The sequence below is a fragment of the Gilliamella sp. Nev6-6 genome (genome assembly GCF_001690605.1).
GTDB classification, from domain to species: Bacteria; Pseudomonadota; Gammaproteobacteria; order Enterobacterales; family Orbaceae; genus Gilliamella; species Gilliamella apicola_C.
In genome coordinates this window covers 1-14,788 of the sequence record NZ_LZHP01000102.1, presented here as the reverse complement: position 1 = coordinate 14,788, position 14,788 = coordinate 1, and the positions used below count along the sequence as shown (strand labels likewise).

The 14,788-nt window shown below is 36.8% G+C and carries 18 protein-coding genes; 3 read left to right on the top strand and 15 right to left on the bottom strand.

Annotation, left to right across the window (positions count from 1 at the left end):
* Positions 1-13: 13 nt before the first annotated feature.
* From rplW to iscR, 11 genes are all read right to left on the bottom strand, one after another.
* Positions 14-316: a 50S ribosomal protein L23 gene (rplW, locus tag A9G42_RS12765; protein WP_034885052.1), complete on the bottom strand. Its 303-nt coding sequence runs from the start codon at positions 314-316 to the stop codon at positions 14-16.
* Positions 313-915 (bottom strand): 50S ribosomal protein L4, encoded by a 603-nt coding sequence (rplD, locus tag A9G42_RS12760; protein ID WP_065567158.1) that lies wholly within the window; start codon positions 913-915, stop codon positions 313-315. Before rplD ends, rplW begins: the two co-directional genes overlap by 4 nt.
* A gap of 16 nt (positions 916-931) precedes the next feature.
* Positions 932-1,558: a 50S ribosomal protein L3 gene (gene rplC / locus A9G42_RS12755; RefSeq protein WP_065567159.1), complete on the bottom strand. Its 627-nt coding sequence runs from the start codon at positions 1,556-1,558 to the stop codon at positions 932-934.
* 31 nt (positions 1,559-1,589) lie between these two features.
* Positions 1,590-1,901 carry a 30S ribosomal protein S10 gene (gene rpsJ / locus A9G42_RS12750; protein ID WP_006120582.1) on the bottom strand — a complete coding sequence of 104 codons (312 nt, stop codon included), beginning with the start codon at positions 1,899-1,901 and terminating at the stop codon, positions 1,590-1,592.
* Between the two features lie 371 nt (positions 1,902-2,272).
* Positions 2,273-2,611 (bottom strand): ISC system 2Fe-2S type ferredoxin, encoded by a 339-nt coding sequence (gene fdx, locus A9G42_RS12745; protein ID WP_065583273.1) that lies wholly within the window; start codon positions 2,609-2,611, stop codon positions 2,273-2,275.
* Positions 2,612-2,625: 14 nt separating this feature from the next.
* On the bottom strand, positions 2,626-4,485 hold the full coding sequence (gene hscA, locus A9G42_RS12740; RefSeq protein WP_065653596.1) for a Fe-S protein assembly chaperone HscA: 1,860 nt from the start codon (positions 4,483-4,485) through the stop codon (positions 2,626-2,628).
* 36 nt (positions 4,486-4,521) lie between these two features.
* Positions 4,522-5,055, bottom strand: coding sequence for a Fe-S protein assembly co-chaperone HscB (hscB, locus tag A9G42_RS12735; protein ID WP_065653595.1), 534 nt, complete (start codon positions 5,053-5,055; stop codon positions 4,522-4,524).
* A 15-nt stretch (positions 5,056-5,070) separates the two neighbouring features.
* On the bottom strand, positions 5,071-5,394 hold the full coding sequence (gene iscA, locus A9G42_RS12730; protein ID WP_065583270.1) for an iron-sulfur cluster assembly protein IscA: 324 nt from the start codon (positions 5,392-5,394) through the stop codon (positions 5,071-5,073).
* Positions 5,394-5,780, bottom strand: a complete 387-nt coding sequence (iscU, locus tag A9G42_RS12725; RefSeq protein ID WP_065567163.1) for a Fe-S cluster assembly scaffold IscU — start codon at positions 5,778-5,780, stop codon at positions 5,394-5,396. The genes iscA and iscU overlap by 1 nt, the downstream gene beginning before the upstream one ends.
* A gap of 15 nt (positions 5,781-5,795) precedes the next feature.
* Positions 5,796-7,010: an IscS subfamily cysteine desulfurase gene (locus A9G42_RS12720; protein WP_065653594.1), complete on the bottom strand. Its 1,215-nt coding sequence runs from the start codon at positions 7,008-7,010 to the stop codon at positions 5,796-5,798.
* Positions 7,011-7,048: 38 nt separating this feature from the next.
* Positions 7,049-7,504 (bottom strand): Fe-S cluster assembly transcriptional regulator IscR, encoded by a 456-nt coding sequence (gene iscR, locus A9G42_RS12715; protein ID WP_065653593.1) that lies wholly within the window; start codon positions 7,502-7,504, stop codon positions 7,049-7,051.
* 162 nt (positions 7,505-7,666) lie between these two features.
* Here iscR and sltY point away from each other — a divergent pair, with 162 nt between their 5' ends.
* Positions 7,667-9,622 (top strand): murein transglycosylase, encoded by a 1,956-nt coding sequence (sltY, locus tag A9G42_RS12710; RefSeq protein WP_065653592.1) that lies wholly within the window; start codon positions 7,667-7,669, stop codon positions 9,620-9,622.
* An 11-nt stretch (positions 9,623-9,633) separates the two neighbouring features.
* A complete protein-coding gene (gene trpR / locus A9G42_RS12705; protein ID WP_218057753.1) occupies positions 9,634-9,924 on the top strand; it encodes a trp operon repressor in 291 nt (96 codons plus the stop codon).
* 58 nt (positions 9,925-9,982) lie between these two features.
* On the opposite strand, the gene robA is transcribed toward trpR, so the two are convergent.
* The 3 genes from robA to A9G42_RS12690 form a co-directional block, all read right to left on the bottom strand.
* Positions 9,983-10,900, bottom strand: coding sequence for an MDR efflux pump AcrAB transcriptional activator RobA (gene robA, locus A9G42_RS12700; RefSeq protein ID WP_065653591.1), 918 nt, complete (start codon positions 10,898-10,900; stop codon positions 9,983-9,985).
* Between the two features lie 96 nt (positions 10,901-10,996).
* The gene (gene nfuA / locus A9G42_RS12695; RefSeq protein WP_065567189.1) at positions 10,997-11,572 is read right to left on the bottom strand and encodes a Fe-S biogenesis protein NfuA; all 576 of its coding nucleotides are present in this window, start codon (positions 11,570-11,572) and stop codon (positions 10,997-10,999) included.
* A gap of 105 nt (positions 11,573-11,677) precedes the next feature.
* Entirely contained in the window at positions 11,678-12,166 is a 489-nt protein-coding gene (locus A9G42_RS12690; RefSeq protein WP_176700685.1) for a phosphoribosyltransferase family protein, read from the bottom strand.
* Between the two features lie 468 nt (positions 12,167-12,634).
* Here A9G42_RS12690 and A9G42_RS12685 point away from each other — a divergent pair, with 468 nt between their 5' ends.
* The gene (locus tag A9G42_RS12685) at positions 12,635-13,201 is read left to right on the top strand and encodes a peptidylprolyl isomerase (RefSeq protein ID WP_065653590.1); all 567 of its coding nucleotides are present in this window, start codon (positions 12,635-12,637) and stop codon (positions 13,199-13,201) included.
* Positions 13,202-13,248: 47 nt separating this feature from the next.
* Here A9G42_RS12685 and A9G42_RS12680 read toward each other — a convergent pair.
* Positions 13,249-14,708 (bottom strand): IS1182 family transposase gene (locus tag A9G42_RS12680; protein ID WP_257006433.1). Its coding sequence is split into 2 segments (ribosomal slippage): positions 13,249-14,135 and positions 14,135-14,708, totalling 1,461 coding nucleotides; the frame shifts between segments, so codons are not numbered across the junction.
* Positions 14,709-14,788: the final 80 nt, after the last annotated feature.

Below are 14,788 nucleotides of genomic sequence, written 5' to 3'. Positions count from 1 at the left end.
TTACTCCTCCGAATTACTCAGCGACGCCAGCAAGGTCTAAATTTTGACCTTCTGCTAAAGTAACGTAAGCTTTTTTCCAGTCGCTACGGCGACCGATTTGTTGACCACGACGTTTAACTTTACCTTTAACAACAAGTGTATTAACGTCATCTACTTTAACTTCAAATAGTTGTTCAACTGCGGCTTTAATCTCTCTCTTAGTAGCATCTTTAGCAACTTTCAATACTAATGTATTTGTTTTTTCCATTGAAATAGATGCTTTTTCAGAAACATGTGGTGCTCGCAGGACTTTAAGCAGACGCTCTTCACGAATCATGCTAACATCTCCTCTACTTGTTTAACGGCATCAACAGTGATAACCACTTTGTCAAATGCAATCAAACTAACTGGATCAATACCTGCTACATCACGCACATCAACTTTATGCAAGTTACGTGCTGCTAAGAAAAGATTTTCATCAACTTCAGAAGCGATAATAAGAACATCATTAAGATTCATATCATTTAATTTCTGAGTTAATAATTTAGTCTTAGGTGCTTCAACAGTAAATGTTTCAACCACAACTAAACGTTCTTGACGCACTAATTCAGAGAAAATACTCTTTAATGCACCACGATACATTTTACGGTTAACTTTTTGGCTATGATCTTGTGGTTTTGCTGCAAATGTTACACCACCACTACGCCAAATTGGGCTCTTAATAGAACCTGAACGAGCACGACCAGTGCCTTTTTGACGCCATGGTTTTTTACCTGAACCAGCGATTTCTGCACGAGTTTTTTGTGCGCGTGAGCCTTGACGAGCAGCAGATGCATAAGCAACAACTACTTGGTGAACTAACGCTTCATTAAACTCACGTCCGAAGGTAGTTTCGGAAACAGAAAGCGCTTGCGCGTCTCTTACTACTAATTCCATCTCTATCTCCTCGACGTTAAGCCTTGATTGCTGGTTTAACAATTACGTCACTATTGATTGCACCAGGAACTGCACCTTTAATTAATAAAAGGTTACGTTCTGCATCAACACGCACAATATCTAAGTTTTGAACTGTTACACGTTCATTACCTAAGTGACCTGCCATTTTACGACCTTTAAACACTTTACCCGGAGTTTGGTTTTGACCGATAGAGCCATGACCACGGTGTGCCAAAGAGTTACCATGAGTCGCATCTTGAGTACGGAAATTCCAACGTTTAGTAACGCCAGCAAAACCTTTACCTTTAGATGTTCCAGTAACATCAACTTTTTTAACGTCAGTAAAAATATCAACGTTAATACTTTGACCTACAGTAAATTCACCTTCTTCAAAACGGAATTCCCATAGACCACGACCAGCTTCAACGCCAGCCTTAGCGAAATGACCTGCTTCAGGTTTATTTACGCGGCTTGCTTTTTTACTGCCAGTAGTAACCTGAATAGCTTGATAACCATCATTCTCAAGGGTTTTAACTTGAGTAATACGATTACTTTGAACTTCTACTACGGTGACAGGAATAGAAACACCCTCTTCAGTGAAGATTCGTGTCATTCCTACTTTACGACCGATTAAACCAATCATTGTTTCGACCTCTCAATCATTCAGCCTAGGATTAACCTAAACTGATCTGCACATCAACACCGGCAGCAAGATCTAGACGCATTAAAGCATCAACTGTTTTTTCAGTTGGCTCAACAATATCAACTAGACGCTTATGAGTGCGAATCTCATACTGATCACGCGCATCTTTGTTAACGTGCGGAGAGATCAATACAGTAAAACGCTCTTTGCGTGTCGGTAATGGAATAGGACCACGAACCTGCGCACCTGTGCGCTTCGCAGTTTCTACAATTTCAGCAGTTGATTGATCAATCAAACGATGATCAAACGCTTTTAACCGGATACGGATTCTTTGGTTCGACATGAGACCAGAGCTCCATTATTTAAAAGTTATAACAAAAGACTACTCCTCTTGCCCTGTTTCGATTGACAGGAGAGTGTAATCCGTTCTTTTTCGTAACCCCCAAATCGGGAGTATTGTCGATATAATTAGCTATTTTCTGTTGTAGAAATTATATCTTTTCATCATTTGTTTATATAAAGGCAATAAACAAAGTGGGCTGATTATACCCTGTTAATTAACTAACGGCAAGAAATAAATACAGATATTTAGAATCGAAAGATATGGCTGTTCGCTTGATTATCGGTTCAAAATTATGAAATTTAAAACGAATCACCAAGCTTAATATTATTCTTTACATCAAATTATAGATAGGTAATCATTCTGACTATTAATTAATGATCTTCTTTGGCGTGATTAAGGCTATATCTTGGAATTTCGACTTCTAGATCTTCATTCGCTACACGAGCTTGACAACTTAAACGGCTATAAGGCTCGACTCCCCAGGCTTTATCTAACATATCATCTTCTTGCTCATCACTTTCCTCAAGTGACTCGAACCCTTTACGAACAATACAGTGACATGTAGAACAAGCACAAGACATCTCACAAGCATGCTCTATTTCAATATCATTGCGCAATGCCACGTCTAAAATAGATTCACCTTCCTGCGCTTCAACAGTTTTTCCTTCAGGGCAAAGATCGGCATTGGGTAAAAAAGTAATTTTTGGCATAATAATCCCGTTAGTTAAATATCATCAACTTTATGGCCAGCTAAGGCACGATGGATTGACCTATCCATTCGCCTAGCGGCAAAATCTTGTGTCACACTATCAACAATTTTAATGTGCTTTTCAATTGTATAACTATCATCTGACTCACGTGCTACTTGCAATTGGCGCTGAGCGGCTAAAATTTGGCTAAGCTCGCTATCGTTTAATAAATCAGCATCTTTGTCTAAAGCGCCTTGTAAACTCTCTAGCACACGTGCCGCCTCAACTTTTTTTTCAGCAAGCATTCTGGCTTGTTTATCTTGCTGTGCATGACTAATTGAATCTTGAATCATGGTCGCAATCTCTTTATCGGTCAGACCGTAAGAGGGCTTAACTTGAATTGTAGCTTCTACACCAGTTGATTTTTCCATCGCCGTAACACTTAATAAACCATCGGCATCAACTTGAAAAGTCACCCGTATATGTGCACCGCCAGCGGGCATAGCAGGAATTCCCCTCAATGTAAACCGAGCTAAGGAGCGACAGTCGGCAACACTTTCACGCTCACCTTGCAAGACATGAATCATCATGGCTGTTTGACCATCTTTAAAAGTGGTAAATTCTTGCGCTCTTGCACATGGAATAGTGCTATTACGAGGAATAATCTTTTCGACTAGTTCCCCCATAGTTTCAATCCCTAAAGACAATGGAATGACATCAAGTAGCAACATATCAGAATCAGATTTATTCCCTACTAATATATCCGCTTGAATGGCAGCTCCAATAGCAACAACTTTATCTGGATCAATAGACGTTAACGGCTGGGTTTTAAAATAATTACCAACTAATTCTCTTACTAACGGTACTCGAGTAGAACCACCAACCATAACGACTTCAAGCACTTCATCCACGCCTATTTGCGCATCTTTTAACGCCCGACGGCAAACAGCCAAAGTGCGTTTAACTAATGGCTCTATTAATTGTTGAAAATGCTGACGAGTAATAGTTAATGATTGATTATTAAGTGTAAATATAGCAACATCTTCATTACTCAGTAATATTTTTATATCCGTCGCTTGATAACTAATATTTTGATTAATAATAGGATCTATATTATCAGTTAAACCAAATTCCTTTTTTATATAGTCAGCAAGCAACCTATCAAAATCATCACCACCAAGAGCAGAATCACCACTGGTTGCTAGCACTTCAAAAACGCCTTTATTTAGGCGAAGAATCGAAATATCAAAAGTTCCGCCACCTAAATCATAAACGGCAATGACCCCTTCTTTTTTAGAATCTAAGCCATAAGCAATGGCCGCGGCAGTTGGTTCATTTAATAAGCGAAGCACATGTAAACCAGCTAATTTTGCTGCATCTTTAGTTGCTTGCCTCTGGGCATCATCAAAGTAAGCTGGCACAGTTATCACAGCACCGTCAATTTCACCGTTTAAACTTTCTCTTGCTCGTTCGGCGAGTGCAACCAAGATATCAGCAGAGACTTGTACTGGATTAACCTGACCATTAGGCAGATTTAATAACGGGACACCACTTTCTGTTTGCGAAAAGGTATAAGGAAAATGGGATTGTTCTATATCTGCTAAACTTCTACCCATTAATCGTTTAACAGAACTAACCGTATTTTGGGGATCATTTATAGCATTGGATTTGGCATATTTACCAATAGTAATAACAGGGTTATCATCATGATCAACACCGTAATGTACAACCGATGGCAACAATGAATCGCCTTGCAAATCGGGTAAAACCTCGGCTTGCCCACTACGAACCGTTGCTACGAGTGAATTAGTTGTACCAAGATCGATACCCACTGCAATGCGACGCTGATGTGGCATTGGTGTTTGTCCTGGTTCACTAATTTGTAATAATACCATTTAATCTATCTCTATTGATTCATCATTTATCGTAAATTATAAATCAAATTGTTTGTCTTGTAACTTTTCGATTTGTTCAATCAATCGAGCTAGATAACGAAGCTTATAGATTTGATTAAGCGCACTTTGCCAATCTTGTTTTACTATGTCTTGTTTTACTATGAATTGTAATAGTTGGTTATATACCATTTTTTCACGTTCGATAATTTCTTTATGAAAGTCATCTAATGCTTGAAAATTAGCTTGGTTTTCAATACTATCAAGCCTCTCACGTAAAGCAAATTGCTCCATTAAAAAATCGGCATCATGAATAATATTGTTTTCTGTGGCAACATCAAAACCTTGCAAAGATAGATAATATTCCGCAGCTTTTATCGGATTTTTTAGGATTTGATAACCATCATTAATGGTGGCTGATTTTTGCACAGCGGCCATTTTTTCACTATCAGTTGCTACAGCAAAATTATCTGGATGATATTGCCGTTGCAATTGCTGATAATGGGTTGTTAACGAAATCACATCCACCGGCAACTGAACAGGTAAATTGAATAACTCGAAATAATTAACCATAATTATTGCGCCCAATTACACGTTAAAACTTTCACCACAACCGCATTCATTATGAGCATTAGGGTTATTGAATTTAAAGCCTTCATTTAGCCCTTCTTTGACAAAATCAAGCTCTGTTCCATCAATATAAACTAAGCTCTTCTTATCAACGATAACTTTGACATGTTTATCTTCAAAGACACTATCATCGTCATTAATCACATCGGCAAACTCTAAAACATAGGCCATACCTGAGCAACCGGATGTTTTAACACCTAATCGTAATCCAATACCTTTTCCACGATTAGCTAAAAAAGCTTGAACACGATCAGCAGCGCTATTAGTCAATGTGATTGCCATTAACGTTGTCCTTTTTTCGTTTTATAGTCATCGATTGCTGCTTTAATCGCATCTTCGGCTAAGATCGAGCAGTGAATTTTAACAGGCGGTAAAGCCAACTCTTCAGCAATATCCGTATTTTTAATCGCTTCGGCCTCATCTAATGATTTACCTTTAATCCATTCGGTTACTAAAGAGCTTGATGCAATTGCGCTACCACAACCATAGGTTTTAAACTTAGCGTCCTCAATAATGCCATTATCATTCACTTTGATTTGTAAACGCATTACATCGCCACACGCAGGCGCCCCAACCATGCCACTACCGACATTAGGATCATTTTGATCAAAAGAACCTACATTACGAGGGTTTTCATAATGATCAACAACTTTTTCACTGTATGCCATAATTTGCTCCTAATATTAATGGGCTGACCATCTAATTTTTGTTAAATCAACACCATCTTTAAACATTTCCCAAAGTGGCGATAAATCTCTTAATTTATCAATAGAATTTTTAATTAATTTAATCACATAGTCCACTTCTTCTTCAGTACTAAATCGACCCAATGAAAAACGAATTGAGCTATGTGCAAGCTCATCATTAAGCCCTAATGCACGTAGCACATAAGAAGGCTCTAAGCTCGCAGATGTACATGCCGAACCAGATGAAACTGCTAAATCCTTTAAAGCCATCATAAGCGATTCACCTTCAACATACGCGAAACTCACATTTAAAATATTTGGTACACTGTGTTCCAAAGAACCATTAAGGTAAACTTCTTCGATATCTTTTAACCCATTCCATAAACGATTTTTTAGCGCTAAAAGGCGAGGCATTTCAGCTGCCATTTCTTCTTTGGCTATATGGTACGCTTCACCCATGCCGACAATTTGGTGCACAGGTAACGTGCCTGAGCGCATACCCCGCTCATGACCACCGCCATGCATTTGCGCTTCAATTCGCACACGAGGTTTACGTCTTACATAAAGTCCACCAATTCCTTTTGGGCCATAAATCTTATGACCAGAAAATGACATTAAATCAACTTTTAACTTGGCCACATCAATGGGTAATTTACCTACAGATTGCGTTGCATCAACATGAAAGACAATGCCTCGTTCACGGCACATTTCACCAATTTTCTCGATGTCTTGAATAACACCTGTTTCATTATTAACATGCATAATAGATACAACAGTTGTATCACTACGCATTGCCTCTGCAAGTTTATCTAAATCAAGAATACCATCTGATTCAGGAGCTAAATAAGTTACTTCATAACCTTCTCGCTCAAGCTGGCGGCAAGTATCAAGCACGGCTTTGTGCTCAGTTTTACAAGTAATAATGTGCTTACCTTTCGCTTGATTAAAATGAGCAGCGCCTTTGATCGCTAAATTATCGGCTTCAGTTGCACCAGATGTAAAAACAATTTCTCGTGAATCAGCACCAATAAGATCAGCAATTTGATTGCGAGCAATATCAACTGCTTCTTCTGCTTGCCAACCAAATTTATGAGAACGAGATGCCGGGTTACCAAAAATCCCATTTGGGGTTAAATACTGCATCATTTTTTCAGCAACTCTAGGATCAACAGGGGTTGTCGCTGCATAATCCATATAAATAGGTAGTTTCATTAATCACTCCCAATGACAAATTCTATATTCTATTTTTATTAATTGATCTGAACGTGTTGTATATTACTTTGTCGGCTAGCAACGGCTTTAACTTCTTTATCATTAACCAATTCACTTAACGTAATGCTAGTTAAAAAGTCCTCAATTCGCTCACTTAGTTCATTCCACAATGTGTGAGTTAAACATCTCACACCACCTTGGCATCCATCTTGCCCATGACATTTTGTTGCATGCACTGTCTCATCAACAGCTTTAACAATTGAGCTAATCGCAATTTGATCCATAGAGCGACTCAATATATAACCGCCACCAGGACCTCTAACACTCCGTACTAAGCCATTTTTACGTAAACGAGCAAACAATTGTTCAAGATAAGAAAGTGAAATTTCTTGACGTTCTGAAATCTCTGCAAGTGATACAGGCCCTGAATCAGCATGTAATGCAACATCAAGCATTGCTGTCACCGCATATCGTCCTTTTGATGTCAATTTCATTAATCATTCCCCTATGCGTTATCGCTTTATTGTATATATCCATTTAATTTAGTCAAGTATTTAGTTGAGTATTTTAGTAGGAATTAAGCCGTTAGTTGATTATCGACGAATCGTAACAGAATATGCTAATCTAACGAACTAAATTAATATAGGAGTTAAGGGATGAAATTAGTATTACGTTATTTTTTGATAATATGTCTACTTTGTACATGTAGTATTTACACAGGTAGTGTTTACGCAGACAGGTCGCAAAAGGAGCAACGAGAACATTATCAAAAATGGCTTAATTCCTATCAATCGCTTAATTTTGAAGACCAACAAATATTGCTTTCTAGCATAAAAAATTATCCATTATATCCTTATGCTGCTGTACAGTTTTTTCAAAAAAATATCAAATTGGTTTCACCTGAAATGGTAAGTGACTTTGTTAACCAATATAAGGACTTTCCATTAACAGACTCACTAATACAATCTTATCTAACAGAACTAAGTTCTCGTCAAGACTGGAATTCAATCATTTCTTTTCCAAAAGATAATTCTATTCTCTCTAATTGTCGCTATCAGTATGCATTACTACAACAAGGAAATAACCAAACTACCTTCAGTACTATCGAATCACTTTGGAAGACTGGCAAAGAGCTTCCTTCTGCATGTGATCCATTAATCAACGCTTGGACTCAAGCAGGTAAACGAACAGCTAATTTAATACTATTACGCATTGAACTTGCTATTGAAGCAAATAATTTAAAATTGGCCAAACATCTAACTAACCTACTTGATGACAACAACAAAACAACTAAAATCAATTTGCTCGCTGTACTTGATAATCCCAAAAAGTTAGAGGATTTTTCAAAAAATATTAAAGCTAGCACCTTCACTAAAAAAGTAGTCTTAGCATCATTCCCTCGCTTAGTAAAAACTGATATGAATTTAGCTGCATTGTTATTGCCAAAATTAGTTAAACAGCAGGCGTTAACTGAAGTAGAGCAAGCTGAATTACAAAAGAGTTTAGCCAACAGCTACTTTAAAGATTCCGCTACTAATGAACAAATAAAATGGCGTGATAGCTATATTACTAAATATCATGATACGGCATTGGTCGAAAAGCGTATCCGCCTTGCCATAGATGCCTATAACTTTTCTGATATTGCCTATTGGCTAGCGCAATTATCACCAGAAGATCAATTAAAAGAAGAATGGCAATACTGGCAAGCTCGAGTATTACTCAATAATAAACAAACAAATGAAGCTAATAAAATTTTACAAGCGCTCACAAACAAACGTGGATTTTATGGCATGATAAGTGCACAAACACTTAACCAACCTTATTTACTTAAGAACCAGTCGCCAAAAATTACACAAGCAGAAATATCAACATTAAAAGCCAAATATGACAATCAACCTTATGTAAAAAGAATTAACGAATTACGTTATTTTGGTATGGTATCAGAATTAAGTAACGAATGGCGTTATATGTTGAATCACCAAACAAATAAAAGTGAATACTTAGCATTATCTCAATATGCCTTACAAAAAGGATGGGGGGATCTTAGCATTCAAGCAACCATTGTTGGCAAGCTTTGGAATAACTGGACGGAACGTTTACCCATTATGTACAAAGATTTATATAACAAAGCATTAAAAAATAAAAGTATTCCGCTTTCTTATGCTTTAGCGATATCTCGTCAAGAAAGTGCCCTTAATAGCACCGCCAAATCGCCAGCTGGTGCTCGCGGATTAATGCAATTAATGCCAGCGACAGCAAAAGAAACAGCTAAAAAAATAGATACGGTGACTTATGTCTCATCGGCACAATTGTTTGATCCTAAAACCAATATAGAATTAGGCACTTCGTATCTAAATACCGTTTATCTACAAAATAGTAATAATCGTATATTATCTTCAGCAGCTTATAATGCTGGGCCTAATCGTGTAAAAAAATGGCTTAATAACAGTAATGGTAAACTTGACGCAGCCGCATTTATTGAAAGCATACCGTTTACGGAAACACGTAACTACGTAAAAAACGTATTGGTATATGATTATATTTATCAAACAATCTTAGGAAAGAAAGATGTCAATATTCTTAATCCCAATGAATTTAATCAACAATATTAATGGTGATTACAATGAAAACTAAAGAATGGAAACAAACCGTTGGAATATTACACCAAGCATTTAACGATGGTTATTCACTTGATATATTAAAGTTATTAATGACTGCTGATGAACGCGACGCTTTAATTACTCGCGTCAAAATTATACATTCATTACTTGATGGTTCAACCAATCAGCGCCAGCTCAAAGAGCAACTTAAAATTGGGATTGCAACAGTAACTAGGGGATCAAATAGCCTTAAAGAGGCAACTCCAGAATTCAAAAAATGGTTAGAAAATATTTTATTAAACTCAGATAACTAAATACATCGGTCAATATCTATCTATTGCTTTTTAGATCTCGTTATAATACATTTAGTCGCTATAAATTTGGTTGGATATTGACTTCACTTTCTGTCACAACCGGCACACAATAATCGCACTCCATATGTGTAATATTCTTAATTGATTCAGTAATGTCATTATGATGATTATGATGAATTTCAATTACACAACTGGAACTGCGCAAACGTACCTTTAACGCTGGCATCGCGGCTAAATGAACTTGCGAAATAAAATCACTAAACTCATCAGGAGTGCCAATATATTTAAAACAAAGATATAAACCACCCTCACTTACAAATTGTTCTATGTATTCGAGATTATTATTCTGATCTAAGGCTATGGTATAAAAAAGATCTCGCTCATTGTCATTATCTTTACTTTTTAAGATCTGATTAAATGCATAAATTTTATCGGGTAGATTCTGATTTTTGTGTGTACAGCGAGATAAATAATTATTAAAAAACTGCTCTCGGAGTTTAATTTCTTCATCTAGCAATCGACTTAATGTACAATTATTTTTATAGGTAATTCCCCAAAAAGTTTGTTTTGGCATATTAACAAATTTTGGCTCAGGCAATAAAAGCTGATTTTTATTTAGCTCAATAGCTGGTGTTAACCCTGTAGGATCCCAATATTCTCCTCGACGATAACTTGCTGGCGTTTCATTAAATTGTTTTTTAAAAGATCGGGTAAATGTTTGCTGAGAATCAAAACGATATTGCATTGCAATATCTAAAATAGGCTTACTTGTCATACGTAAAGCAAGCGCTGCATAAGTTAAACGGCGATGACGAATATAAGTACCAAGAACCTGGCCAGTAACTTCTTTAAACATACGTTGTAAGTGCCATTTTGAATAACCTGATTTTCGTGCAACATGATCAATAGATAATGGTTGTTCCAAATTCCTTTCAATCCAAACGATAAGATCTGAAATAATACTAACTTGATTCATAAAACCCCATCATAATGTCAAATGGCAAACATCAACCGATTATGACTTAATCCTAGCAATAAGCAAGGTCTAAGTAAAAATTATTTTCTTTCAAATTTAGCAAAAAGAATGGGCGCCAGCTTGGTGTTCTGTAATATCTCTAACACCTGCCAGTTCAGGAAACTCTGCCATTAATTGTTTCTCAATGCCTTCTTTTAAAGTGTAATCAACCATTGAGCAACCATTACAACCGCCACCAAATTGCAATATGGCATAGTTATCTTCTGTCAATTCAACTAAGCTCACATGCCCGCCATGGTTTGCCAATTGTGGGTTAACTTGAGCTTGAATCACATAATTAACGCGTTCAATTAATGGGGCATCATCAGCCACCTTTTTCATTTTCGAGTTTGGCGCTTTTAATGTCAATTGTGAACCTAACTCATCAGTCACATAATCAATGACAGTTTCTTCTAAAAATGGTGCACTAATATCATCGATAAAAACTGAAAAGTCATTAAATTTCTCTTCTATATCGCTATCTTCTACTGTATCAGCTGGACAATATGAAACCCCACATTCTGCGCTTGGTGTACCTGGGTTAATAACAAATACTCGAATTTGTGTTCCATCAGGTTGATTAGCAAGCAATTTTTTAAAGTGCTGTTGAGCTGATTCAGAAATAGTGATAATAGACATAACCCCTCACATTAATATAATTAGGTACAAATAGACCTAACATCATTTATTATAATAGTTGACTAACTTTCTTGGTTATTATAGGGATTGTTTAGGATTTTACAATACTGTACGGCACAAACAAACAACATGAACACTTGTTGCACCACATTTTTTTAATTGTTGGCTAATGGCATTAATTGTATTACCAGTTGTGACAATATCATCAATAAGCATTACCGATTTGTGCGAGAGATCTTGGCGACACATAAAAAGTGTTTCGACATTCGTAATTCTTTCGGTAAGAGATAGATTTTTTTGATCGCGTAAATTTTGCTTACGGGATAACAAATGAGGGTAAAAATCACAATTTAGCCATCTAGCAATCGGTTTTGCCAATAACTCGGCTTGATTAAAACCTCTAGACCAGTAGCGAATGTGATGTAACGGTACACAAGTCACCAAATCAGGTTTAATTAAAGCACCTGCTTCTCGTCGTTGATACCATGCCAAAAACATTAATCTTGCCAATGCAATATTTAATTCAATTTTACTGTAGAACTTAAAATGATGAACCAATTTTTTTAATGGATTAATATAATCAGACACAGCTATCAACTCGTCCCAGTGCGGTTGCTTTGCACGACATCGATAACAGGTATCAGTCGATAAAGAATGCGGTAAACAGCATTGATGACAAACCTTATAAAATTTAGGTAGATTTTTAACACACTGACAACAAATGCCATGATGGGGCAAAAATAAAGGCATATCACACAAAACACATCGCATAAGATTTAATAAACTGTTTGTAAAAAAATTTTCAGGTAACATAACGTGTTAATATAAAAACGGTAGCAATCCAAAACAACAATTGGTTATAAGAGTGCCACTTTACCTACTCCAAATTATCAAGGAACATTAGTACAATAGGAATATTACTTATTTCGTTGTATACAAGAAAATACTTCTGCGAGTTACAACACAAAAAATTACCCAATTTTTCATAATAGATATTTATAATAATCAAATATCCAGTATAATCAGCCAACTTCCACAGGATAAAGGAATTAATATATGGAAAAAATCAAAATGCTATTTATTACAGCATTACTCACTTTATTTTCTACCGTTGCTTTAGCTGATACCAAGGTATTATTACAAACCAGCATGGGGGATATTGAACTTGAATTAGACAGCGAACACGCACCGAGCACTACGAAAAACTTTCTTGATTATGTTAATAGTGGTTTTTATGAAAATCTAACTTTTCATCGAGTCATTCCTGGTTTTATGATTCAAGGTGGTGGCGCTGATGATCAACTAAAATTCAAAGACAATAACCCACCGATTAGAAACGAAGCGAATAATGGCTTAAAAAATGAGCGTGGTACAATTGCAATGGCAAGAACCAGTGATATAAACAGTGCAACTAGCCAATTTTTTATCAATGTTGTCAATAATGATTTTCTTAATTACCAATCACCAGAACAATATGGCTATGCCGTATTCGGTAAAGTAATTAAAGGGATGGACGTTGTCGATAAAATCGTCGCTGTTCCAACTAAACGTATGGGACCTCATCAAAACGTACCTGTTGAGCCTGTTTATATTAAAAAAGCTGTGGTTATTGAAAGCAATTAAACATTAATACTTGCTCAAGAAATAAAAAGCCACTTTTACAGTGGCTTTCAGATTGATGACAAACCTCGATATAATTCGGGGTTTATTTTTTTATTTAAACCATAAATAGGCTTTTTAATTTGGATTTTATTAAATAAATTAAAAAATAGCCTAAAAAAACGTAACAAAAATAGCTTTATCGCTATTTTCTTGATATTTTGAGCCGTTGCGGCCAATAAACACTGCATTTGAACCTGCGCTCTTCCTCTAAATCGTGCATAGCGATGTCCGTGATGTTGTTTAGCATCAGCAAAGCTGCGCTCTATCGTTTCTTTTCGCCGAGCATAGACTTTTTTACCCCACTGACTTAAACGAATCTCGTTGGCTTTCTCTTTATCTGCTTCCCAGATATGCCGTGTGATGACTTTCTGTGTATTTTTACTCTGTGTACACTGTGACAATAACGGACAGATTTTGCAGGTTGTTGCATCAGAATGATAATGACGATAACCTTCCCTGCTGGTAGTTTTATATATTAATGTTTGCCCGTTTGGGCAAGTATAAGTATCGTTTTGACTGTTATAGATAAACTGCTTTTTTCTGATGGGATTCGCACCATGGGTGGGACGACGATAACCCAACACCGGATATATCTGCTCTGCCAGCAGTAAATGGCAAATGGGAGCCGTAAAATAACCCGCATCAAGACCGACACCAACCGGATTAAAGCCAAACCGCTCTAACTGGCGTTTTAATCGAGCCATGTAAGGCTGGGAATCATGGATATTTCCAGCTGTGACATAGGTATCGGTAATTAAATTATGTTTGCCATCAACCGTTCGGTGATCTAAGTAGAAGAACCCTTTAGGCTTGCCTTCCCGATGCATAAAGCCACTGTCCGGATCTGTTGTACTGACTTTAACCTCCTTGTATTTCTCTACCGTCGATGGCTTTAAGGCTTTTTTCCGTTTAATTCTCTTTCTGCGTTGATGGCTTGATTAAGCGCATCAATATATTGACTGGGCTCAACAATACGCTGCTCATTACGTGCTTTGCCTTTATTGGCATTTGCTTTTAGGTGAGTACTGTCCGTATATAATACCCGACCACTTATCAACCCTTTGGCAATGGCCTGCTCAACAATATTATCAAAAATCTGTTGATAGATTTCACTGTCATTAAACCGACGGCGACGATTTTGACTAAGTGTTGAGGCGTCAATCACTTTTTCGGTTAATCCCATTCCCAGAAACCAGCGGTAAGCTAAATTGACCTGAATTTCCTGAACCAGACGACGTTCACTGGGGATACCGAAAAGATACCCCAATAGCATGATTTTAAACAGTCTGACCGGATCTTCTGCCGGACGACCGTTATTCGGGCAATAAAGTGGTGCTACCGCTTCTCGAATAAATTCAAAATCAATGACTTTAGCTATTTTACGAACAAGATGATTTTGGGGGACAAGCGCATCTAGTGAGATTTGCTCTATTTTTTCTGGTGTCGCTGGAGTTGGTTTTTTTAGCATAGAAGAACTTCTCTTATAGTGGACTCCTCTCTATTAGATCAAAGAACTCGCCAAAAAGCGAGTTCTTTGTCATCAATCTG

Bases quoted from the DNA above. Each gene is read 5' to 3' on its own strand.
- rpsJ (WP_006120582.1), bottom strand. From the start codon at position 1,901: ATGTCGAACCAAAGAATCCGTATCCGGTTAAAAGCGTTTGATCATCGT.
- rplC (WP_065567159.1), bottom strand. From the start codon at position 1,558: ATGATTGGTTTAATCGGTCGTAAAGTAGGAATGACACGAATCTTCACT.
- A9G42_RS12720 (WP_065653594.1), bottom strand. From the start codon at position 7,010: ATGAAACTACCTATTTATATGGATTATGCAGCGACAACCCCTGTTGAT.
- iscA (WP_065583270.1), bottom strand. From the start codon at position 5,394: ATGGCAATCACATTGACTAATAGCGCTGCTGATCGTGTTCAAGCTTTT.
- iscR (WP_065653593.1), bottom strand. From the start codon at position 7,504: ATGAAATTGACATCAAAAGGACGATATGCGGTGACAGCAATGCTTGAT.
- A9G42_RS12685 (WP_065653590.1), top strand. From the start codon at position 12,635: ATGGAAAAAATCAAAATGCTATTTATTACAGCATTACTCACTTTATTT.
- trpR (WP_218057753.1), top strand. From the start codon at position 9,634: ATGAAAACTAAAGAATGGAAACAAACCGTTGGAATATTACACCAAGCA.
- rplD (WP_065567158.1), bottom strand. From the start codon at position 915: ATGGAATTAGTAGTAAGAGACGCGCAAGCGCTTTCTGTTTCCGAAACT.
- iscU (WP_065567163.1), bottom strand. From the start codon at position 5,780: ATGGCATACAGTGAAAAAGTTGTTGATCATTATGAAAACCCTCGTAAT.
- fdx (WP_065583273.1), bottom strand. From the start codon at position 2,611: ATGCCAAAAATTACTTTTTTACCCAATGCCGATCTTTGCCCTGAAGGA.
- hscB (WP_065653595.1), bottom strand. From the start codon at position 5,055: ATGGTTAATTATTTCGAGTTATTCAATTTACCTGTTCAGTTGCCGGTG.
- rplW (WP_034885052.1), bottom strand. From the start codon at position 316: ATGATTCGTGAAGAGCGTCTGCTTAAAGTCCTGCGAGCACCACATGTT.
- hscA (WP_065653596.1), bottom strand. From the start codon at position 4,485: ATGGTATTATTACAAATTAGTGAACCAGGACAAACACCAATGCCACAT.
- robA (WP_065653591.1), bottom strand. From the start codon at position 10,900: ATGAATCAAGTTAGTATTATTTCAGATCTTATCGTTTGGATTGAAAGG.
- sltY (WP_065653592.1), top strand. From the start codon at position 7,667: ATGAAATTAGTATTACGTTATTTTTTGATAATATGTCTACTTTGTACA.